At 38.9% G+C, this 23,172-nt stretch carries 21 protein-coding genes; 7 read left to right on the plus strand and 14 right to left on the minus strand.

Going from position 1 to position 23,172, the window contains the following annotated elements:
* The first annotated feature begins 172 nt into the window (after window positions 1-172).
* Window positions 173-1,663, plus strand: a complete 1,491-nt coding sequence (locus GLW08_RS04625; protein ID WP_160847374.1) for a diguanylate cyclase domain-containing protein — start codon at window positions 173-175, stop codon at window positions 1,661-1,663.
* A 40-nt stretch (window positions 1,664-1,703) separates the two neighbouring features.
* Here the strand turns inward: GLW08_RS04625 and GLW08_RS21815 are convergent, their stop codons facing one another.
* Window positions 1,704-2,222, minus strand: coding sequence for a hypothetical protein (locus GLW08_RS21815; protein ID WP_237458303.1), 519 nt, complete (start codon window positions 2,220-2,222; stop codon window positions 1,704-1,706).
* Window positions 2,223-2,483: 261 nt separating this feature from the next.
* Between GLW08_RS21815 and GLW08_RS04635 the strand changes: the two genes are divergently transcribed.
* A complete protein-coding gene (locus tag GLW08_RS04635; protein ID WP_160847375.1) occupies window positions 2,484-3,518 on the plus strand; it encodes a LacI family DNA-binding transcriptional regulator in 1,035 nt (344 codons plus the stop codon).
* 443 nt (window positions 3,519-3,961) lie between these two features.
* Here GLW08_RS04635 and GLW08_RS04640 read toward each other — a convergent pair whose 3' ends face one another.
* The 8 genes from GLW08_RS04640 to GLW08_RS04680 all read right to left on the minus strand — a co-directional run bounded on the left by GLW08_RS04640 (window position 3,962) and on the right by GLW08_RS04680 (window position 12,660).
* Entirely contained in the window at window positions 3,962-5,305 is a 1,344-nt protein-coding gene (locus GLW08_RS04640; RefSeq protein ID WP_160847376.1) for a GH1 family beta-glucosidase, read from the minus strand.
* Between the two features lie 79 nt (window positions 5,306-5,384).
* On the minus strand, window positions 5,385-6,224 hold the full coding sequence (locus GLW08_RS04645; RefSeq protein ID WP_160847377.1) for a carbohydrate ABC transporter permease: 840 nt from the start codon (window positions 6,222-6,224) through the stop codon (window positions 5,385-5,387).
* Complete coding sequence (locus GLW08_RS04650) at window positions 6,211-7,173, minus strand: carbohydrate ABC transporter permease (RefSeq protein WP_160847378.1); 963 nt, start codon at window positions 7,171-7,173, stop codon at window positions 6,211-6,213. The genes GLW08_RS04645 and GLW08_RS04650 overlap by 14 nt, the downstream gene beginning before the upstream one ends.
* Before the next feature lie 61 nt (window positions 7,174-7,234).
* Complete coding sequence (locus tag GLW08_RS04655) at window positions 7,235-8,527, minus strand: ABC transporter substrate-binding protein (RefSeq protein ID WP_160847379.1); 1,293 nt, start codon at window positions 8,525-8,527, stop codon at window positions 7,235-7,237.
* A gap of 822 nt (window positions 8,528-9,349) precedes the next feature.
* Window positions 9,350-10,033, minus strand: coding sequence for an LPXTG cell wall anchor domain-containing protein (locus GLW08_RS04665; RefSeq protein WP_160847381.1), 684 nt, complete (start codon window positions 10,031-10,033; stop codon window positions 9,350-9,352).
* Between the two features lie 342 nt (window positions 10,034-10,375).
* A complete protein-coding gene (locus GLW08_RS04670; RefSeq protein ID WP_160847382.1) occupies window positions 10,376-11,137 on the minus strand; it encodes a C39 family peptidase in 762 nt (253 codons plus the stop codon).
* 89 nt (window positions 11,138-11,226) lie between these two features.
* On the minus strand, window positions 11,227-11,718 hold the full coding sequence (locus GLW08_RS04675) for a hypothetical protein (protein WP_160847383.1): 492 nt from the start codon (window positions 11,716-11,718) through the stop codon (window positions 11,227-11,229).
* A 153-nt stretch (window positions 11,719-11,871) separates the two neighbouring features.
* The gene (locus GLW08_RS04680) at window positions 11,872-12,660 is read right to left on the minus strand and encodes a LysM peptidoglycan-binding and 3D domain-containing protein (protein WP_160847384.1); all 789 of its coding nucleotides are present in this window, start codon (window positions 12,658-12,660) and stop codon (window positions 11,872-11,874) included.
* Window positions 12,661-13,236: 576 nt separating this feature from the next.
* Between GLW08_RS04680 and GLW08_RS04685 the strand changes: the two genes are divergently transcribed.
* Complete coding sequence (locus tag GLW08_RS04685; protein WP_160847385.1) at window positions 13,237-13,809, plus strand: hypothetical protein; 573 nt, start codon at window positions 13,237-13,239, stop codon at window positions 13,807-13,809.
* A 156-nt stretch (window positions 13,810-13,965) separates the two neighbouring features.
* On the opposite strand, the gene GLW08_RS04690 is transcribed toward GLW08_RS04685, so the two are convergent.
* Together GLW08_RS04690 and GLW08_RS04695 are read right to left on the minus strand one after the other, a co-directional pair.
* Window positions 13,966-15,540 carry a flotillin family protein gene (locus GLW08_RS04690; protein ID WP_160847386.1) on the minus strand — a complete coding sequence of 525 codons (1,575 nt, stop codon included), beginning with the start codon at window positions 15,538-15,540 and terminating at the stop codon, window positions 13,966-13,968.
* 196 nt (window positions 15,541-15,736) lie between these two features.
* Window positions 15,737-16,495: a GTP pyrophosphokinase gene (locus GLW08_RS04695; RefSeq protein ID WP_237458304.1), complete on the minus strand. Its 759-nt coding sequence runs from the start codon at window positions 16,493-16,495 to the stop codon at window positions 15,737-15,739.
* Between the two features lie 206 nt (window positions 16,496-16,701).
* Here GLW08_RS04695 and GLW08_RS04700 point away from each other — a divergent pair, with 206 nt between their 5' ends.
* Window positions 16,702-16,950, plus strand: a complete 249-nt coding sequence (locus tag GLW08_RS04700; RefSeq protein WP_237458305.1) for a YuzF family protein — start codon at window positions 16,702-16,704, stop codon at window positions 16,948-16,950.
* A 104-nt stretch (window positions 16,951-17,054) separates the two neighbouring features.
* Here the strand turns inward: GLW08_RS04700 and GLW08_RS04705 are convergent, their stop codons facing one another.
* Window positions 17,055-18,119 (minus strand): acyl-CoA dehydrogenase, encoded by a 1,065-nt coding sequence (locus tag GLW08_RS04705; protein ID WP_160847387.1) that lies wholly within the window; start codon window positions 18,117-18,119, stop codon window positions 17,055-17,057.
* A gap of 148 nt (window positions 18,120-18,267) precedes the next feature.
* Between GLW08_RS04705 and GLW08_RS04710 the strand changes: the two genes are divergently transcribed.
* The 3 genes from GLW08_RS04710 to GLW08_RS04720 all read left to right on the plus strand — a co-directional run bounded on the left by GLW08_RS04710 (window position 18,268) and on the right by GLW08_RS04720 (window position 21,090).
* A complete protein-coding gene (locus GLW08_RS04710) occupies window positions 18,268-18,594 on the plus strand; it encodes a hypothetical protein (protein ID WP_160847388.1) in 327 nt (108 codons plus the stop codon).
* Window positions 18,595-19,063: 469 nt separating this feature from the next.
* The gene (locus GLW08_RS04715) at window positions 19,064-19,771 is read left to right on the plus strand and encodes a GntR family transcriptional regulator (RefSeq protein WP_160847389.1); all 708 of its coding nucleotides are present in this window, start codon (window positions 19,064-19,066) and stop codon (window positions 19,769-19,771) included.
* 104 nt (window positions 19,772-19,875) lie between these two features.
* A complete protein-coding gene (locus GLW08_RS04720) occupies window positions 19,876-21,090 on the plus strand; it encodes a M24 family metallopeptidase (RefSeq protein ID WP_237458306.1) in 1,215 nt (404 codons plus the stop codon).
* 149 nt (window positions 21,091-21,239) lie between these two features.
* Here the strand turns inward: GLW08_RS04720 and GLW08_RS21820 are convergent, their stop codons facing one another.
* A complete protein-coding gene (locus tag GLW08_RS21820) occupies window positions 21,240-21,482 on the minus strand; it encodes a DUF1801 domain-containing protein (RefSeq protein WP_237458353.1) in 243 nt (80 codons plus the stop codon).
* Window positions 21,483-21,602: 120 nt separating this feature from the next.
* A complete protein-coding gene (locus GLW08_RS04730) occupies window positions 21,603-23,075 on the minus strand; it encodes an FAD-binding domain-containing protein (protein WP_160847390.1) in 1,473 nt (490 codons plus the stop codon).
* Between the last annotated feature and the right edge of the window lie 97 nt (window positions 23,076-23,172).

Genomic DNA, 23,172 nt, shown 5'->3' on the forward strand with positions numbered 1-23,172 from the left:
ATGGTATTTCACCCCTTAAAAGATAGGTTAAGGAATGCCATTCACACTCTGTTATGAAGGTTTTCCCCTTTCATATTAATTTAATGTGTTAATTTCATTTATTTATCATGCTACACCATTAAATCAATGGTATTATATACCTATGAAATTTTACCAAAGGGGAGGGAGCAGAATGTATGTTGATTTATTTAATAATTTAGCTATTACCGTTGCACTACTTTTCTTAGCAGGAAAATTCTTTGAAAACAGTCCTCTTGATCGAACCTCTCCCTTATCTACAAGGTTATATGCAGGATTTGGTTCAGGCATTCTTGGCTCCTTATTAATGGTTAGTACAATAGAGATAACAGATACCGTCATTTTAGACTTAAGACACTTAGCAGTCATTATTGCAGCCATTTTTGGGGGCCCTGTCTCCGCTACTCTGTCTGGAATCATCATCGGACTGGCCAGAATGTTACTTTACGGTATTAGTGACACATCCCTAATTGTAGGGTCAGTCATTGTTTTCATAAGCTTAATCCTAGGATTCATTTCTGACGGTTCATTAGCTAAAACTAAAAAATATATAATTATGAATGGAGTTTTCATCATTGTAAATTCTATGATGATTATTTTATTAGTTGAAGATATACGAATAGCTGAAGTAGCGCTGGCGTACCATATTCCTTTTTCCATAATCGGAGGGGGATTGACGTACTATATGGCTGAATTTATAAAAAAATCCAACCAAAACAATCGAAACATACAATACTATAAACTTATCGCTGAAAACTCTACTGACGTAGTATCGACACATAATAAGGAAGGGGTCATCAAGTACATCTCCCCTTCTTGTCAGAGCATTTTAGGCTATGCTCCTTCTGAACTGATAGGAAATAACGTATTTCACTATATTCACCCAGAAGACGTACAAGAAGAACAACCACCTTATGTATCATCTAACACTTCAAGTCAGACACTAGAATTCAGATTCCAGAAAAAGAATGGACACTATGTTTGGTTAGAGACAACATTCAAGCGAATGAAGGGTCTTACCCAAACAGACGATTTCATCTATTCATCTAGAGAGGTAACAGAGCGTAAAGAAATGCAGAAGGAAGTTTTAGATATGAATCGAAAGCTCCATAAACTATCTAGTTTAGATGGTTTAACAGGGATTCCAAACCGAAGGCACCTTGATTATTCACTAGAAAAAGCGTGGCATGATGCGATGATGGACAATACTCCGCTTTCTTTCATCCTGTTCGATATAGATAAATTCAAGACCTATAATGACACATACGGCCACCATCAAGGTGATGCTTGCCTTAAAGAAATTGCCGCTATTATCAACAAGATCGTCAGAGAACAAGATCTTTTCGCAAGATATGGTGGAGAGGAATTTGCCGTCATTCTCCCTCAAACGAATGAAAAGGAAGCCAGACTGTTAGGTGAATCCATTCGTCTCGGTATTATTAATGAAGGCATTCCAAATATCGAATCTGATGTTACACCTATTCTCACAGTAAGTGTTGGCGTAACAACAATTACTCCATATTTTGATTCTGACCATACCATGCTAATTGTTAATGCCGATAAAGCATTATATGAAGCGAAAGAAAATGGACGAAATAGAGTATGTTTCTATAATAAAGAGTATCATAATGTGAAAAAGCCTTAACGTTGGTTAAGGCTTTTTTGGTAACTAATCTTACAATGTATCAAATAACCTTATCTTTCTTCCTTGCATCTTCATCCAACCCTGCACCTATGCCAATCCCCAACATAAAGCCGATCGGAAGTCCTGGAGCTAGTTGATCAAATAGAAGTAAACCGAAGACTAATCCTAAACCAGTACCAATCGAGATAAACACACTCATGTAGTAACCTTTTGTTACTAATATATGATCTTGTTGCATATGAGAAACGATATTCCCTACAAGGGCTCTATGTTCTTTTACAATAGGTTCCTTATCCTGATTGATTTTTTCTTCTAACTCATTCAAGTGACGCTCTAACTCGAGTAAGCAATCACCACATGCCTCACAAGTACTGGAGAAAATAGATGCTCTATGTATGATACGCTCACATCTTTCTAAATCAAGTTTTGAAGTAGTTTCCTCATCCAGGTTGGCTTTGATGTTCATAAGAACGGCTTCGAGTTTTTCACCATAATTAGAATGCAAATGAAACTTTTTCGTAGAAGCACTCTCTTCTATCCTACAATTAGGTGGCTCCATTCCTCATAGTGAGTATTGCCCTATCCTCTTTATACAAATCTTTCATCGAATGCTTATTAAGCTTAACTCGTAATTGCTCGGTATCTAAAAAACATCAAATACATGTATGAACCACAGCTTTTTTAGTATAATTTTATTATCAGGATTACCTCTTTTATAAAGGGGAATACAGTTCTCAAAAAATTTCTCCTTGCAATATAAGAAGGATAATATTATGATAATAACGAAAGCGCTTTCGATGCTGAGAGGGTGTAAATATTTATGGTAACAATTTATGATATTGCAAAAAAAACAGGGTACTCTGTAACAACTGTTTCTAAAGCGTTGAATAACTATTCAGATGTAAGCTCTAAGACCAAAAGAGCTATTCTAGATGCAGTGGAAGAGATGGGGTATTTGCCCAACTCTCACGCTAGAACGTTAACCACCAAAAAATCTTGGACAATAGGGGTTATTTTTATTGAATCTCTTGGTGTTGGAATGAAGCACCCTTTCTTTAATGCGGTCATAGAAAGCTTCCGGAAGAATGTTGAGGTTCTTGGATATGATTTATTGTTTGCATCTCGAATGATTAATAATCAACAAAAAAGCTATTTAGAGCAATTTAAATATCGCGGTGTAGATGGTGTAGTCGTGGTTTGCTCTCTTTTTGATGATGTACAGGTAAAAGAATTAATGGATTCATCGATCCCTACCGTGGTCATTGACCTACATAGTAAAGAATCTGCTGTTGTTAATTCAGATAACTTTGCTGGAAGCTATAAGGCAGTGGAATACCTGTATTCACTAGGCCACCGATCCATAGCACATATCGCTGGTCACGCGACTACCTTTGCAGGGCAAGAACGAAGAAACGGATTTATGACTTCCATGAAAACGATGGGCTTGGATATTCCAGATGAATATGTTGTGAATGGGGATTACTTTTCAAGAGAAGGCGGCTTTAAGGCTATGAATCAGCTACTTTCCCTTCCAAGTCCACCTACTGCCATTTTTACAGCAGCGGATAGCTTAGCCATTGGTGCGATGGAAGCAATTAAAGAAGCAGGATACCAAGTACCAGATGATTTTTCTGTCATTGGGTTTGATGATATTGACTTGGCACAGTTCATTAATCCACCACTTACAACAGTTCGTCAGGATACGAATCGAATTGGACAAGAATCAGCTGACCTACTAATTAAGCAAATCAACACACAACAAAAAATTGCCGAAAGCGTCGTCGTACCAGTAGACCTTGTCATTCGCAATTCATGCAAGGCCTTGGTTCAAGAAGAAAGCTCAAATCCATCTTAATATTAGACTATGTTGAACAATATAATTTTTTTGATAACAAAATCAGTATAAAGAGTTATTCAACAAACGAGGCTTTATATTGAAGACTCAGATTCGAGATAAATTGGAAGAGAGAAATATTTCCGTTATGTGTGATTCCAAATCATATTATGATTAATGTAAAACGAATCACATGAGAATAAATCAAGCCTAACATATTAGTGATCTAACAGTTTATAGCAGTCATAATTCCACAGCATGAAAGTGTGTTTCCTCATCAAATTGTCTATTCTTCAATACATGAAATACACCTCCCGTGTCGCAAACATCCCGCTTAATAAAGCGGTTTTATCTTGAATCCAAATCTTCAAGTTATGGGGAGATAATGGAATATCAACAACAATATGTAATAAAATCTCATAAAAAAGCTGTATCCCCAAGGATACAGCTTTTTTACGTTCTAATTAAATTTCAAACCAATTATTGTGAACCGTTTGTTTATACCAATAGAAACTTTCCTTCTTAGTTCTTTCAAACGTACGATAGTTTACATGAATGATACCAAATCGTTTACTGTACCCTTCTGCCCATTCAAAATTATCGAGCAAGGACCAAAGGATATACCCTTTAATCGGAACGCCAGATTTAATAGCACGATGAAGAGCAGTTAAGTGTTGTTTTAAGTAATCGATTCTCTCCTGATCATTCACGATACCATCTTTTACTTCATGGTTATAGCAAGCACCATTCTCTGTAATATAGATTGGGATATCGCCATACAACTGTTGAAGATGAGTTAATACGTTGTAAAAACCATCCGCATAGACGGGCCAACCAATATCCGTTTTATCATAATCCACCCAAATAGGCTCTACCTCAAACATTCCATTTCCTTTTTTATGACGGGCTACATGGCCTGAATAATAATTTATTCCCATAAAATCAATTGGTTGTGAAATGATGTCCATATCTCCTTCTTCAAGCTTTACATGACCATTGTGTTTCGCAAAAATATCTTGAAGAAGCTGCGGGTACTCCCCTTTGAAGACAGGATCCATAAACCACTGAACCTTCCACTGCATTTCTCGTTCACAGGCATCCTTATCCTCTTGATCTTGACTATATGGTTCTAGCCAATCAACATTCGGCGCATAACCAATTTCACCGTCTGGCACGATATCACGAAACGCTTGCACTGATTTCCCGTGAGCTAACAATAGATGGTGCGCAACATCTATTGCCGCTTGAAGGTCCTGTTTACCTGGAGCATGCACACCTAGGTAATTCGATAAAAAAGACGCGCACCATGGTTCATTGATGGTAATCCATTTTTTCACCACATCTCCAAACTCTCGGAACATTGCTGATGCGTACTCTTGGAAAGCATCTACCGTTCTACGATTCTCCCACCCACCATGGTCTTGCAAGGATTGTGGCAAATCCCAATGATAAAGTGTAATAATTGGTTCAATTCCATTATCCACTAATTCTTGAATTAAGTTACGATAATAGCTTACCCCTTCTGGATTCAAATCGCCTGTTGCTCCAGGCATGACACGAGGCCAGGAAATCGAAAACCGGTACACATCTACACCTAACTCTTTTAAATATTGGACATCTTCCTGATAACGGTGATAACTATCACATGCATCATCTCCATTATCACCGTTTTTTACATTACCTGGAGTATGTGAAAAGGTATCCCAAATGGAAGGAGCTCTACCGTCCTTATTAGCTGCCCCTTCTATTTGATAAGCCGCTGTTGCAGCCCCCCATTTCAAGTTCTGTGGAAATTCTATTGTAGTCATATTTCTACCTCCGTAATGGTCTAGTATTGTACATTATTCATTTTTTTACGTCGGAATGAACTCGTATGAGTAGCTTTGTTTATTTAACCGAGCCTTCTGTAATACTTGAGATAAATAGTTTGTTAAACATTAAGAAAATCAAGATCAGAGGTACTGTGGCCCAGAATACTCCAGATAAAAGCATTCCAAAATCAACATTATACGCATTGTTTAATGAAGCAAGAGCAACCTGCAACGTATAGGAATCCGGACTACGCAGCACGGTAAATTGCCATAAAAATTCTCCCCATACCAGCGTAAAGACAATAATTCCAAGTGTTGCAAAAGCTGGCTTTATAATTGGAAGAACGATACTTCGATAGATTCTAAAATTGGAGCATCCATCTAATTTAGCTGCCTCCATTAATTCATCAGGAACAGACTGAGTTACATATTGGCGCATCAAGAAGATACCTAATGGATTTAATAGATACAGAATTCCAGCACCGAACAATGTATCTAACCATCCTAATTTAGACACAAGATAATATTGTGGAATTAGTCCCAATTGTGGCGGGATCACCATCGTAAGCAATATTAAAACAAAGAAGACATTCTTGCCTGGGAAGTTAAATTTAGAAAATGCAAAACCAGCCAATGAACTGATGATCAACACAACTATCGTAACGCTCGCACATAGTAGAATGGTATTCCACATGGCCTGAAAGAATGGGATCGAATCAAGAACCATCTGAAAATTTTCCACTAATTTTGTACCAGGTATGATAGCTGGAGGGATGGAATTATATGCTTCACTTGGTCTTGTTGCCATTACGAACATCCAGTAAAAAGGAAACAATGATAAGAGAGAAGCTATAATTAACACCACATAAACTGGTAAAACTCCAAATGAAAACTTCTTCTTATTATCTTTTCGCATGTTTAACCCTCCCTTTCTTACGCTTCGTACCTGACGTTAACCATGTATTAATAGACGCTACCACTACGATGATAATCAGCAGTAAAACAGCTGTTGCCGATGCTGTACCAAAGGAATTCAGGTTAAAGGCATCTCTGTATAAATACATAACGACTGTCATCGCTTCATCTCTTGTGAAGGCTGAGGATCCTAAGAATACAGTTGGTTCAGCGAAAAGCTGCATTGCACCAACGGTAGACATGAATACAGTTAAGAGAATAAAAGGCTTTAATAGTGGTATGGTAATATGAAAGAATTGCTGAACCTTATTTGCTCCATCTATAGTCGCTGCTTCGTACAAGTCCTTAGGTATACTCTGAAGCCCGGCTAAGTAGATAATGGTATTGTAGCCAACCCAACGCCAGAACACCATGAGGGAAATAGCGATTTTAGCTCCCCATTCAGAAGTCTTCCAATTGACGGGATCGATTCCAAACCATCCAATAACATAGTTTGCTAGAGCAGATTCATTATTACTGAAGAAAACTCCGAATACGAGAGCAACCGCAACCATTGAGGTAATATATGGCATGAAGATAGTTACTCGAAAGAAGTTTGTAAACTTAATAACAGCCATGTTTAGAAAGTATGCTAAGACTATTCCTACGATTAATTGAGGCGCGGTTCCCATAAGCCCCATAATTACTGTGTTATACAATGACTTCCAAAATAATGGGTCCTGTAAGACTAGGGAGAAATTTTGAAGTCCTACAAATTGCATTTCTCCAAAACCATTCCACTTTTGGAAGGCTAGCACGATACTAAATAAGGCAGGATATAAGCCGATAACACCAAAGACGATAAAGAATGGTGCTATGTATAAATAGCCTGATAACATATCCTTTTTTCGCTCTGATAATTTTCTCTTTTTTGGTTCTACGGTTTTTTGTTTATTTCGGGCAAGTTCCATTCTCTGAACCTCCTATCAATAAGGGCTAGATAGCGATGACCATCCAGCCCTTGATATAACACTATCGTTTCAGTACATCTTTGATGCGTTTTACAGCTGCATCCCATTCTTCTTCAGGGTCTGCACCTTGTGCAACATTTTGAAGAGCCGTTAACACTTCATTGTTTACAGTTACATATTTTGGACCTTTGTACACTGCTGGAATATCTTGAGCTGCCTCTGCAAATACTTCAGCGGTATTTTGACCTCCAAAATATTCATCTGAATTCTGTTTAAACTCTTCCATTTCATACACAGAAGGAGCTGAAGGGAATAATCCACTTTCCGCAAACGATTTCATTTGATTTTCTGGACTAACTAACCACTTAGCGAACTTGTATACTTCTTCGCCATGCTTCGTTTCCTTAGGGATAGAAAGGTAAGAACCGCCCCAGTTACCAGAAAATTGATTAGGAAGTTGTGTTACACGCCATTTTCCTTTTGCTTCAGGTGCATTTTCTGTCATGTAGCCTTTCAACCAAGCTGGAGCCATTTCTACAGCAAATTCACCTTTGTTTAGTGCTGTTGCCCATTCTGGTGTCCACATTTCATAAGAACCAACATATCCTTTTTCATTTAGTTCAACAGCAAAATCATAAGCATCTTTTACTTTGTTATCCTCGTTCTCTATTAAGAGTTCACCTTCACGATTGAAATAACTCTGCTTCAATGCATCCATATTCGCACGGAACGCCATTTCCATGCTATCTACCATCGGTTTTCCTGTAGCTTCTAGAACCTTAGAAGCAGCGTCTTTAAATGATTCCGGATCAGATATCATGTCACTTACTTCATTTGGATCTGTCGGTAAACCAGCATTTTCAAAGACTTCTGTATGATAGTACATGGCTTTCGGTCCAATGTCAGTAGGTAATCCGAATAAGAAGTCTCCTGAACCATCCTCAGCCATTTTCCATTTCCAATCTAAGTATTTGTCCTGTATGTCACCTGCACCTAATTCATATAAATTCATAAATCGACTTTTGGCTTCACGGAAACGATCTAATTGATCAACCTCAATCATCGTCAAGTCTGGTGCACCTGTTCCAGAAGAGATTGCCGTGAACAAGCTATTATGGTGATCCCCTAACTCAGACTTACGAACATTGATTGTAACGTTCGGGTTCTCTTCTTGATACTGTTCAGCTAGAGACTCATAATTTGTTGCTCCAAACACCCAAAAATCCAACTCTATTTTTTCATTCTCGCCGCCACCTTCATCTTCTGAAGCTGACCCTTCTTGATCACTACTACAACCAAATAGAAGCATACTTGAACTCAAAAGCAAAACGATCAACATATAAAATTTCTTCATTCTGTTTCCTCCCCAATAATGAATAGTCATAATTCCAAGAATCAAAAGCTCCACTTTCACGAAACCGGTTTCTACTATCTTTAAAAAAAGAAGCTATTACCTTAACATTCTTTAATAGTCGGCTTTCGAAACCGGTTTCTTTTTTTAACTTAACTTGATTATATGATGTAATGTATCCGTTTTCAATAGTTTTTTGAAAAAAAAGAAACCGATTTCGATATTGAAATAAGAAGAGATATGTAGAAATAAGCCCAGAAAGCTGCCACACTAGGGAATCTCCCTTTCTTACACTATGAACAACATTTTACAACATTTTGAATATCCTTTTCTTGAATATACACATTTCCCTGCTTATCTAGTTTATATTCGATATTTGCTGAGTCTATCTATTGCAGCCTGGATTGATTTTGTAGACGCATCAACTCAAATCTTATACGTTGAAGAAGAATCAGCATTGCAACCTAATGATAAACCATAAAAGTTAGCATTATAATCTTAATTATCCTCTTGCTCACCTAGACCGCCCTCTTCAATCCATACCTTTCCAATAATTTTGTATTTCTTTTCTCCATCACCCACGATATCCCAGCATACAGTGGACCAAAAATAATAGAGGAAATCAGTGTGGTAAATGTCTCAAAACCATCATTAAACACCATATGTAATAAATAGGTAAATATAAAATACCCCGTACTACCCATCAATCCATATAAAAAGAAGTAGTTAGTAACCCCTTTTTTTCGCAGTATCTCCCATTGTCGTAAATGTTTATCATAATACTTATACATTCCACTACCTCGCTCTGTATTTCTCTCTTTCACATTACATTTGTTTCTTCCGTCGTCTTCCCCACCAGATTGCTATACCAATTATTAACAGCAGACCTACGCCAACTATAGCAATGTTCTTGATGTTTGGGACAGAGGCCTTAAAATAGATTGGGGTTGCTTCCGTTAGAGAAATATCCCATGTTAGCGTATTTCCATCTTTTTTCGTTGCGTTATGCTCCTCAATCACATCCATTGGTAATGTCAACTTAAATTGAAGATCAAATTGATTTAATACCGTGTTCATTACATCGATTGGCAAACTATTATCAATATCTTCAAGCATGGTTTCATACGACTTCGCTACATTCACTTCTCCATCTACAATATATGTCGTTGTAAAGAATTGATTCTTTTCCTCTAGAGAGATGAAATCATTTTCACTTTTGATTTGATTTTGTAATTCCTCAGCAGTTAACGATTGCTCAGCATGATAATGTAACCCCTCATCAGAGGATTGCTTTTCAAATGAGAAGCCTTGTTCTTGAAAGGCGTCTTTCATACGATTTTCCATATTCTTATTAATGACCATTTGCGCTTGTTGAGGAAGGACAAAGTCCACATTTACATCCATGGAACCATCCTTATTTACATACACATGCGCTGTACCATCTGCACAACCAGTTAGTATAGCTACTAGTGAAAAAGCAAGCAGCAAAGCTATCCAATTTCGTTTCATTATAACCCTCCCGTATGAGTTTACAAACATAGTAAAAGCGACCATGAATCCTTGGGCCGCTTGACTTACAGTTATGTGTTTTGTTAATTGTTTTGAATATATCGAATCAGGATAACAGTCCCTGAAATGTTCGCAATGACACTAATGAGTAGCATTATAATCCACAGAAATATTGGAAGAGGCTGTATGAGTAATAGGATAAGAAAAGAGCAAGCGCCCTGCTAGCGACGTACAATCCACCCCAAGTAATTTAGAGGAAGTTCGATTAAAACCGCTGCATCACGCAGCAACCTCGAACCAACCGACGTCGTGTAAGCCGCATTAATTTACTGTTCCTTGTTCTTAATCGACACTAGTCAATGCAATCGCTTGTTTGCCGAATTCTTCCCAGGCTTTTTTAAAATTTTCGATATCAATAGGACGGTTCTTTGTTGCATGTAACGGATCATTAATAAAAATAGATTCTTCATTAAAACCTGTTACAAGAACAGAATGAATTTTTTTTGAAATTTGAATGGTGCCATTTTGTGTCTCCCACGTTTCCCATGTATCTTCAGGTACTTTATCATAGGTGCTGGCTAGAATGACAAGGACAGGGGCTTCATTAGACAAGGATTCTTTAATTTTCTCTAGATCGCTGCCTGTAAGGTTTCTAACTTGATTTGGCAAGTATTGGCTTGCAAGTTCTTCTAATGGTTCATGAAAGACAGATAAACCAGGTTCGTCATAGGTGTACATATTACCGACAAATCCATCATTAGGATCTCCGTATATCCCATTCTCTTTATAAGGTACCTTTTTAACTTCTTCAGCGAGCGTCATTTTATCGACGTTGACTCCTGCATGTTGGAGCATCATAGATAAGGAGGTTACCTCACATCCTCGAGGTAATTCAGGAAGCTGATGTATATGAGGGGCATCAAGCAACACAGCTGATGGCTTACTAGGACTCGATTCAACGACTGTATCTTCCACGTCTGGTAAACTTTTTATCTTTACAAGATCTTTAGAGCCAACTTTCCCATCAAGCATCTTTCCATCTACCAAAGTAAAAAGAAACAATCCAATAATTAGAAGAATCATAACCATTCCAGTAGTTTTCATTTAATTTCAACCTAACTTCCTATAAAAAATTCTTCATCCAAAAGTTACCATAGAATGTAGAAAAGATATGTCGAAGTTTGTCGATAGAATTAAATCTTATCATTTGTTTCTTCTAATAAACTTGCTAGAATTGTTAGCTTTTCTTTATTTACGACATCCTTACCGGAATAATGGAGATTCATCCATGACACAGCAGGGATTACAATAACAAAACACGACGCAATCAAGGTCATCATCCAGACTGGATAAAGAGTAGGATTTTTCATCACTCCCCCAAGTAAAAGAAGTAAGATCGATGCAATAACTCCATTCACAAAAGGTGACGGGAATGGAACCTTTTTCACCTCATCTAATCTCAGGATCAACCCTTGTATTTTCACACGTAACAGCCGTCTTTCTTTACGTGTTAGTTGATGAAGTTTTTGATCAAGATATGGTAAATGGATTAGAGGATTATTTTCGAAGGTCGTGGAAGTAGCAGAAGTTCCATAAAGGTAGGATTGAAATTTTATTAGGAAGGTGTTCAATTCATTTTCATCTAACAAATTGACCAATTCTTTACTTAGCTTACTATCCATCATACCATTCCTCCTCTTTTACCTCTATCCTATTAATTAAATAGAGAATATATGAAAATGTTTAATAGACCTTTTTAAGAGTTTTAACATTCCTAGAGGATGGTATACGAAAAATGAGGCGATTCCTTCATAGAAATCGCCTCTAGTAATTGAAACTTATTCATATACAGTTACTTCAACGTTTTTGCGACCGAATGCTAGAGCATCAGATTGATTTGGAATGAATACGTCGATACGGTTACCTTGGATTGCGCCACCAACGTCACCTGCTATCGCTTTTCCATATCCTTCTACATATACTTCAGAACCTAATGGGATTACGTCAGGGTCTACGGCAATCACTTTACGATTAGGGTTTGCACGTAAATCGATACCTGTACTGGTTACACCTGAGCACCCTGTACAATAAGCAGTGTAAGCTGTAGCTTCTACGTTAACCGTTTTTGCTACATTGTCGTCCGCTTGTTGGTCAGCACTGGTGTTGTTATTAATTGTTGTGGTTTCAGTTTGGGAAGTGTTGCTCTCTACTTGCTCAACTTCTGCTGATGATGATTCATTCAATACTAGTTCTTGTCCAACTACGATAATGTTGGAGCTTAGGTTGTTCCACGCTTTAAGGGAACCTACACTTACGCCATTGTCGTGTGCAATGCTCCATAGCGTATCTCCAGATTGAACTGTGTGTGTTCCGTTTGCTGATGCTGTTGTTGCTTCGCTTGTTGTATTTCCCTCTCTATTGTTTACGGTTAGCGTTTGATTTGGATAAATTGTATTAGATGAAAGTCCATTTATATCTTTTATATCATTTACGGAAACTCCATAATCCTGAGAGATTCCCCATAACGTATCACCTTTATCAACTACAACGTCTTCAGCACTTGCTGTTACTGTAGTTCCTACCGAAATCGTTGCAACTGCTGCTACTGAAAGAATTGTTTTTTTCATGATGTTCAGCCTCCTTGGCGAATTGAGTACTCAAGAATTATGATTTTTATTAATGAGCTCTTCGTTAATTTCACATTGACTACTGTAACACCCATAGTAAATACTTCAATAACAATGAGTAAACATTTGTATTTCATTCGTTACATTGTTTTTACGTTATTGTAATATAATTCCCGAACAGGAAAGGAATTCTCCTTAAAGAGTTGTACAATACTCTTCCCCTCCCCCATCAATACGCACCAAAACAATAAATGCCAATATTTTGAAATATTTCTACATCATAGAAGAATTGGCTAGTCCCTCTATGATGTGAGCAAAATATTTGTAAACAAAAATATTGGCTCACCCATTTACCCACCACCGTTCCCCCTTCCAGGTTCTGCTCCCCTGTTCAGGTGCTAGACCCCTCCTCTGTACTGTGTTTATCGCCGTAGGGGGACTGGCACCTGAACCGAGTTGTGTGGCACGTTCTAGTGAAATTCTACTATTTTTTAGAAAAATAGGAAAAAACGTTTTGAATGTCTACTATTTGGAAATACATACCATGAATCATAATTTAGGAGGGTGTATAAAAAAGTGGAAATTCGTGATTTGCTTGATGAAAAGAAGGCTGTCTTTGAATTGGAAAACAGTATTGAGCAAAACACCCAAGAAGTATTTGACATGATGAAAGAGTACGTAAGCCAAGTGTTTTTGGAGCAAGAAGATGTCATTCTGACGATGGAAGAGAAACACATCACCGTTGCTGCCTACAACAGTTTATTTGGTATTAGAAAGTACGATGACGTGTCTGTACTTCGCGATCCTGAATTAATTACGGAAGCAGGTATGGAATCCCTGAACGAAACAACCAACTGGAAAAAAATCGCCCTACACGAGAGTCGTAATTCATTTATTACTGGATTGATTGTGTTCTATTCCCAACACAATTCCCTCAACATTCAACAAGAAATAGGTCGTTTATACGTTAACAAAGACCAGAAAGCTATATTCAAAGGCCTTGTTGGTGGAATGAGAATCGAAATCATGGACGCCGAAATGATCCCAACCCAATTACCTGAGATTATCCAATCTTGTATTGAGGATGCTTTTTTTGAAGGTTGCACATACTGGGATGAAGAGGAAGAGTATGAGTTAGTAAAAGTTTAATAGCAAAGGAAAAGCTCTAGCCTTAAGGCTAGAGCTTTTTTGTGTAAGTAGAATAGATTCTAGGTTCCAGACCCCCGGCGCGGTATTGTGATAGTGTAATAAAGGCATAAAAAAAGAGCCATACTCCCAATTAGGGTAGTGTGGCTCTACTTACATTTACGATTCTGCTTGGTCGTCTGACGGCTGGATAGGCTGTTTTTCTTCTGAATCTTTATCCAAAGTTTGTTCTACCTCTTCTTCAGGTTGTGCTTCCGGCTCAGCTTCAGCTCTACTGCTCTGCGTCTGAGCATAATCCGTCTCTGTTGTCGCCGAAGTTTCTTGGTATTGCTTCTCTGTATCTAGAGAGAAGTTATTCACGTTACCGCGAGAAACATAGCTTTCAATCAATGCTTTCAGATCCATACCTGTTGTTTCTTTTAATGATTCTTGAATGCCTAGCATTGTGGACGTCACACTGTTCGCAACTTTTGCAGAACCACCTTTAGAATCTGATCCACCCATATCAATGACCTTCATGTCCTTAATTTGGGAAATTGGTGCAGATACTTTTTCTGCATAGTCAGGCAATACGTTGATAAGCATTTCCATAATCGCTGCTTCGCCATAGTTTTCCATCGCTTTGGCCATACGCTCTTTGGATTCCGCTTCTGCGATACCACGCTGACGGATAACTTCTGCTTCAGATTCACCTTTAATACGCTCTTGATCAGCTTCAGCCTGTGCCTTTTTGGTTGTTTCATAGGCTTGGGCGTCAGCAATAGAGCGACGACGTTTGTTTTCTTCTTCTTCTAGTTCAACTGCACGCTGCTTCTCGATGTATTGAACTTTAAGTTCTTCTTCCTTAATCTGTTGATTAAGTTTTTGACGTTCGATTTCGCCAGCTTGCTCTGCATTCGCATTGGCACGGTTCGTTTCTTTTTGGAACTCTGCTTCTTTAATATCTTTTTCTTTACGAGATTCTGCTACTTCTGTCTGACGACGGTTTTCCTCGTTCTGAGCTTCCTGGTCGTTCTGAGCCTGATAGATACGCGTTTCCTTCTTCGCATCAGACTCAGCCTTATCAGCGTTTTTCTGAACTTCTGCAATGTGTGGACGACCAAGGGCATCTATGTAGCCATTTTCTTCGTCCACGTCTTCCACATCATTCAAGGCAAAAGATGTAATTTCAAAACCCATGCCTTTCAAGTCAGCTTCAGCAATATTTTTCACCTGTGTGTTTACTTCTTTAAAGTCATTGTACACTTTCTCAATTGGAAGTGACGCAATGATAGAACGTAGATGTCCGTTCAACACATCTTTCAACTCAGATTCACGTTCTTTCTGTGCTTTCCCTAGGAATTTCTCAGCAAAATTGGCCATAATCTCAAGGTCACTACCGATACTGATCACGGCTGTACTTGCCACTCGGACAGGAATACCTTCTTTCGTGTAAGCTTTCTCAGAATTGACCTGTAGCTGGAATGATGTCAGGTCAATTGGTGTTGCCGTTTGGAACATACGTAGACGATAACCGCCACCACGAATAATCTTCATAGAACGTCCATTTTCATCTTCAAACACGTTGTTCTCTGCTTCTGGATCTCCAAGCTTCGGCCCTGTTACGATAAGTGCTTCGTTGGAACTTGCCGTTTTGTAGCGAATGCGGAATATAATAAATGTGGCAATCCCGCCAATCAATACTAAAGCCCCAAGAATAGACAAAATAATGATAACTGCTGCTCCCTGTAGCATAAAAAGCCTCCCTATATAGTTTCCGAACAACACCCATTTTCTCACAACTGGAAATTTTATGGAAGATATGGATGGTTACACTATTATGTACCGAAAAAGGGTCCCCCAACGTTTCAGTTTTCTTATAAAAAAATATCAGGTGGCTGACCCCCACCGCTTTAGAACATCACTCTACTGGGGGCCAGGCACCTGATTTTTATTTTGCTGATTCATCAGGATTTACCATCGATAGTAATAAATCCGTTGGAATCTTAAAGTTATCCTTACTAATCAACATATTCTTTAAATCTTCTTCGTCATCGTCATCGTCTCGTTTTAAATCTCCGATTTCCTTGTGAAGGGCTTCCATTTTACGGTCTAATTCTGCAGCTGATTCTGCTGCCTCTTTTAGATCATCCAATAAACGATTGGGAATTTCATAATCATATTTGTAGTAGATTTTGTGCTCTAAGCTAGCCCAAAAGTCCATCGCTATAGTTCGAATTTGAACTTCTACGTACACCTTTTCTTCTCGGTCAGACATAAATACCGGAACAGTGAGTATTAGGTGTAAACTCTGATATCCATTAGGCTTAGGATATTCAATATAATCCTTCGTTTCTATTACATTAATATCTTTTTGGCCTTCAATCATGTCACGTAGCCGATAGATATCTGAAATAAACGAACAAGATACCCTAACACCTGCTATATCCGTAATTTGTTCCTTAATACTATCTAAAGAAAGTTCGATACCTTTGCGCTTTGCTTTTTTGAAGATGCTTTCCGGGGATTTCACTCGTGAATTGATTTGTTCAATGGGGTTATAATCATGAATATATTGAAACTCTTGTTTCAGAATATCCACTTTCGTGGTAATTTGATCAACTGCAAACTTATAAGACATCATAAACCGTGTCATTTCTTGCTTTACATATCTAAGCTGAGCTCTATCTAATTGATTCGGATCGTCCATAGCCTCTTACTCCTTCATAACAATTTTCTACAATAGACACAGGCTACACAAGTAACCCTTTACTTAAATCTTATCATATACAAGAGTTTGTTGTTTATTATCTAGATGCAGTGATGCGTCTTTCATTGTAACGTAACCTTCCGCCCAAACCAAAAATAGGTATTCGTCATAAAGTATATAGACTAATAATGGGAGGTTATTTTTCTATGTATTACCCTTATCAAGATCAACGTGTACACCAGCAAATGAATACGCAATTAATGACATTGGTGGACCCTTATGTAGTCCACACCTTACAGTCAGTAGTCGGTAATATGTTAATTGTTGAAACAACGAAGGATACCATTCGCGGCAAATTAATAGAAGTAAAACCTGACCACATTGTGCTTACTGCAGGGGACTCCACCTTTTTTGTACGAATTCAGCAAATAGTGACTATTATGCCAGATAGATAATGAACAGCGTAAGCGCCCGTCTAGCGACGCACAAACTGTAAAAAAAGTGCCTGACCCCCGGTGCGGTATTGTGTTAAAGCGGCGGAGGTCAGGCACCATCACTATTACCGAAATGACAAGATCAATCCATGCTGGCAAGCGGTTTGTAAATCTCGCCATGTTTTATTGACTAGATTATCTTCTAACACAGCTGTAATGCCTAAGTATGGAAAAACAGATTGAGCTGCTCTCAAACTCTCAGCTGCTGCATCCTCGCAGACAATACTAATCTCCGAAAGTTGTTCTTCTGAAAAGTATTCGCCATTAACATGAGCATTCCATGAAAAATGAACCACTTCATAAAATTGATTTCGAGCTTTCTCCAAGTTTTCTTCAGCTTGATGTACCTTTTCCAAAATAAATGAATATTTCTCACCTTTATCCCATTCCTGTTTGTGCGTCTCGGCTAAGGCCTTACATTCTTCCAGAAAGTGTCTGGAAATCCCTAGGGCCACTGCTGCAAACTGCACCTTTGCAAATTGCATAAAAGGATATGTATAGAATGGTTCCTCATAAAGCGTTGCTGACATATCAAAAAGCAATGCCCTATCCTCTGGAACGAAGGCTTCCCTAACCTGAATGGTTTGGCTATTTGTTGCTTTCATGCCAGTAGCGTTCCAATCCCCCACCAACTCAACCTGGTCTCGTTCAAAAACGAAGGTACGCATTTCAGCATCTTTTCCATCTCCATGCTCAATCATCGCATTTACCGTGAACAACGTCGCGAATGAGGATCCACTACAAAATTTCCATTCTCCATTTACAACGTAACCTCCATTAACAGCCCGGGCTGTGCCACTAGGATAGCCACTGCCAGAAATAACAGCTTCTCGATTGGTGAACTTCTCACGGTACACATGCTCAGGAAACAACTTTGTAATAAAGCCCCCACCTGAACAAATGCCAATCAACCAACCAAAATTCCCTTCCATATAGGAAGCTTCTTCATAGATTTCTGTGGCTCTTGGTAACGTGGTCATGATTCCACCAAATTGTTCCGGCACTAACAGCTTAAACAAGCCTTGATCATAAATGTATTCCAGTATATCGGGAGCAAGGTCCCCCCGTTTTTCCATTGCTAAAGCATCTTCTCTTACTCTGTCACGTATATCATCGGAAAAAAACCTCATACTATGCCACCCTCCATTCAACATTTACCTTTGTTTCCCTACTATAACAAAATGTACATAATGTGTAGAAAATGTCTACTAGAATGAAACAATTTTACATTCCTTTCGTATAGACTTATTAAGTGTACATTCGAAAGAGGTGCTTCTAGTGTCAAAGCCAATCTATTGTGACAAGTGTAAGAAAGAAATTAGAGTTCGAGAAGATTTAGTTACTGCAACCATGGTAATTGAAGTGGTACCATACCACGAAGCTTGTTATGCGAAAGACTTAAAAGGAGCAAAAACCTTTTTCTTAGATAACCAGCCCATTAATGGTTTCTCAGGGAATGTTGGAATCTTTTTTGTTATGATTCTTGCATTTTTCTGGTTACTCTTTGCTGACGGGGCATCGAAAGCTGCTTCTTTACTAGCATTAATCCCGATTGGATATCGCCTATATTCTTACCTTACATATGAAAGGCACGTAGAGAAATAACTAGCTACCAAAATGGTACCAGCCCCCCCATCACTGAATTGTATTAACGTTTCACTTTGCCAGTGCGTTGCCACCACGTTCTAGAGTGTCTCCTTGTGGTATATGCGAGGGGTCATTAGTGATTACAAGCAAAATACTGATGTAAATCTTACAGTGTATGTTGATGTAGTTACTCCAAGAAAAATATACAAGTGATATAGAATAATTAGGTCTAAAGATAAATGCTTTAATGAGAAGGGAACTCCAACAACCTATGGGTTCCCTTTTATATGCTTGTCTCTTTTTCAATGTCAAAAAAGATACCTACTACTTTATCACTTTATCACACTACTACAGCGGGGGTCTGGCACCAAAAACGAAAGCATGGTGTTATAATAAGTTAAAGCATGTCATAATAAGATTAATTAAGTCACAAGCTACAACTCATGCATAATACCTGCTGATGAGTTGGAAAGAAAGGTGTGAATATATGTCCAAACAAAGAAAATTACCATTATATGTGCAAATAAAAAATAAATTAGTAAACAACATAAAAGAAGGAGTCTGGCAACCAGGAGAAGCGATCCCTTCCGAAAGCCAGTTGATCGAGCAATATAACGTAAGCCGAACTACCATACGCCAGGCGGTTCAAGATCTTGTTCAAAAAAATGTATTAGAAACAAGGCGCGGGGCCCCTACGAGAGTTCGGGAAGAACCACAAGTAGAGCTTGGGAATCCGGGGATTATGCACCACGAACTAGGTACAAACATGGAAGTGAAGGTTCTCAGGTTCGAAAAACTAAAAGAACATTACCATGCGAAATATCAATTAAAACTAGAAGAAGAAGCGGAAGTTTATTTACTAGAAAGGTTACGAATTGCTGACGGGAGACCAATTGCCTTTCAACAATTATTCCTCCCCCTTTCAATTGGGGAAAAAGTAAAGGAATTTTCTTATAAAGACTTTGATATTTTCCCTAAATTAGGACAACACAACATTCACTACACCAACATTCAAGAAGTCGTCTCAGCTTCGAATGCTACCCAGTACGAAGCTGATTTATTAGGGATTGTTCCAGGTGAGGCTTTAACAGATATAGAACGGACAACCGTAGGTATAGACAGTATGCCAATTGAGTATAGCCGTACCAAATATCTTCCGAATGCTTTTCATTACCGAGTAGAAATAGGTAAGTAATTCACGATAACATATTGTAATAAGTTGCATCATATTGTAATATGTTCATTAGATAAAACGATAATTAGAAGCAAATTATAAAATTCAACTACAGGAGGAGTATAATGAACAAACTATCAAGCATCCGTCACGATAAAACGCAAATCGATACGGTCCGTATGCGTCAATATCGGCTTGGAAGAGTCCGGGAGCAATTGAGAAAACAAGGGTACGGTGGTATTGTTATTTTTGACTCTGTAAACCTTCGTTATGCAACAGGCAGTCGAAACATGCAGATATTCATGCTACGTAACCCAGGTCGTTATGTGTACATTCCAACCGAAGGACCGGTTACTTTATTTGATTTTCCTAACTGTGAACACCTTTCAGAAGGATTGGAAACAATTGATGAAGTTAGAGAGGCAACAACACTTTCTTATGTAGCATCCGGCGAAAACCTATACGACAATGCAAGGAATTGGGCAAAAGAAATCGAAGAGCTCGTTAAAGAACGTCAAGGAGGCAACAAAAAACTAGCGATTGATTACTCTCCTTCCATCGGGCTTGTTGAACTGTCCAAACTAGATGTCGAGGTAGTGGACGGGCAAGAAATTATTGAGCATGCTCGTAGTATTAAAAGTGACCAAGAAATTGAAGCGATGAAAATTTCTGTTCGTACAGCAGAACAAGGCATGATTCGTATGCAACAGGCACTTGAGCCAGGCATCACCGAGAATGAACTGTGGTCCTACCTTCACCAAACGAACATAGCACAAGGCGGGGACTATGTGGAAACAAGACTTCTAAACTCTGGCCACCGTACAAATCCTTGGTTCCAAGAATGTAGTGACAAAGTCATCAATGAAGGTGAGCTTGTGGCCTTTGATACAGACATGAACGGTCCATTCGGATACTTCACAGACATCAGTCGCACGTTCTATTGCGGAGATAGTGAACCAACGGATGAACAAAAACGTCTTTATCAAACAGCATATGAACAAATACAAACGAACATTGACCTACTAAAGCCAGGCATGTCCTTCCGTGAATACGCAGAAAAGAGCTGGAAGATCCCAGAAGAATTCTTCCCGAACCGTTACTTCACAGTAGCACACGGAACAGGACTTAGCGGTGAGTATCCTTATATCGTGTACGCACAAGACTTCGAAGAAAAAGGGTACGACGGCATCATCCAACCAAATATGGTACTGTCAGTAGAAAGTTATATCGGTTCACCAGGTGGAAAAGAAGGCGTGAAACTAGAAGAACAACTACTCGTAACGGAAGACGGCGTCGAAAACTTCTCCGACTTCCCATTTGAACCGAAACTTCTTAAGTAATCACATTAAAAAGGTACCTGACCCCCATCACGCTAACGCGTTACCATACCGGGGATCAGGCACCTTTTTCTTTTTTTAACAACCGGTATCCCCACCAGCTTTCCGATGTTCTATCGTTATCTTAACAAACGTTTCTAGACCTCTATACTCTACGTCCACTGATTTTTTGATACGGATATACGGATGCAGACCTTCCCAAAGTCAAACCCATCTAGAAGCTCCTTGGCCCCTTCTATTTTCTCAATTATTCCTACATACAAGCTCACGTAAGACTTTTGAGCATTCAAATTAAACAAAGTAGATGACTCATCACCATAACATAGCATCTTGTACTGAATACCTTCTTTGAGTTCAGGTCCGTGACCTAGGATGTATTGTCGAATAAGTAACAGCTTCTCTCTTTTCTACAATCTTCTTCTAGTAACTCATAATATTCGGTTGGGGTTCTTGCTTCATTGCATGGTATAGCCTCCTTTTTAAATAATTGACCACTTTTTGAAAGATGCACTGTCTTACGAATCAAACAGATTGAGTGACAGTTGCTCCGCTTCATTGTTGGCATTCCGTTTCTTCTGAGCTCTTTTTGTTTGAACATGATTGGTACCTTTAACACTTGAAAAGATTTCTTTCGCCCGTCGATTTGCTTCTTTCACATCCAGTACTGGTTCACCATAATCCATATGAACAAAGCCATGGAACTTCCAAGGTTCATGAACATACTTGTTTGGAACGTGCTTCAGCGCTGGAATGTGACGGCGTACAAATGTACCTTCAGGGTCGAGGTTTTTTCCTAGTTTGATTGGATTAAGAACTTTTACTGACTTAGACTCCGTTGTTCCAGCTGTGAGTTGTGTTTGGCTATAATGAATACCTGGCACATAGTCCAAGAATAGTCCAGCAAGATAATCAGCGGGCCTGCGCCACTCCATGCCTAGCGTGTGGCAAGCAAACGAAATGAGCATCGCTCTTAATTGATTATTAATCCAACCCGTCTTCAGAAGTAACCGCATCGCTGCATCAATCATCGGAATCCCCGTTTCCCCATCACACCATTTCTGATACACTTCAATGTCTATTTTTCGCACATCATCTAACGCGGTGTCGATGGATTCATAAGCAATCGACGGATTACCCACCAACCACTGCTTATAGGTACTGTGCCAGAATAGACGTGACAGAAACGCCTTCAGTTGATTATCATGTTCCTCATCTTCTATAGAGAAGAGCTGTTCGTTCGTCTGCTGGACAATATATCGCATCGAAATATTCCCCCATGCAAGATAAGGAGATATCCTACTACCTGATGTAGAAGAAGCAATGGGATCTGCCATATCATCCTTATACCGCTTCGAACGCTCTGATAAAAACGTTTCTAGTGACTCAAGCGCTAGACTTTCACCACCCTGTTGCCCATATTTTATACGCATGCCACCAACCGAAAGCCTGTTCATTTTTTCAATAGTGGAAGATAGGATAGATGGAACTTCATCCTCATCCACAGTTGGAACATACTCAGGTATTTCAAAAAGTTGGCCGTCCATATAGACATTCCACTCTTTTTTAAAAGCCCTGCTATTATCAATACCCTTCTGAACCCCATCTTGCTGATACTCCTTCATTTGAAGACCTTGCGACTCCATCCACTTATGTACACGCATGTTTCGCTCATTCATTAAAGGCGTCCCGCTTTCCTCGTGGGTGTGGATCGTAAATTCCCCAAACGCTTCATAGATCGTCTCGAGAACATCCTCCATTTCTTGAATAGAGACATAAACGGTACCTCTTCGCTTTTGAAAAGATTCCTGAAGTTCCGTAAGCCCTTCCATAATAAATTGGAGATGACGAACCGATAGCTCGCTATCTTTCCATAGAGAGGGATCAGCTATATAAATTGGTAGAATCGGTTCGCCAAATCGAAGGGCTTCCACAAGTGGCTGATGATCATGTAACCGAATATCCCGTCTAAACCACACAACTTGCAACACGTCCATCCCTCCGTTTTTATGTATCTATAACCTATTGTAAACGGAAATCTGTGGAAGGAGAAGGAATAACCATCTCCCCTGTTTAGTTTAATCACCT

It is taken from the genome of Pontibacillus yanchengensis (genome assembly GCF_009856295.1).
Lineage (GTDB): Bacteria > Bacillota > Bacilli > Bacillales > BH030062 > Pontibacillus > Pontibacillus yanchengensis_A.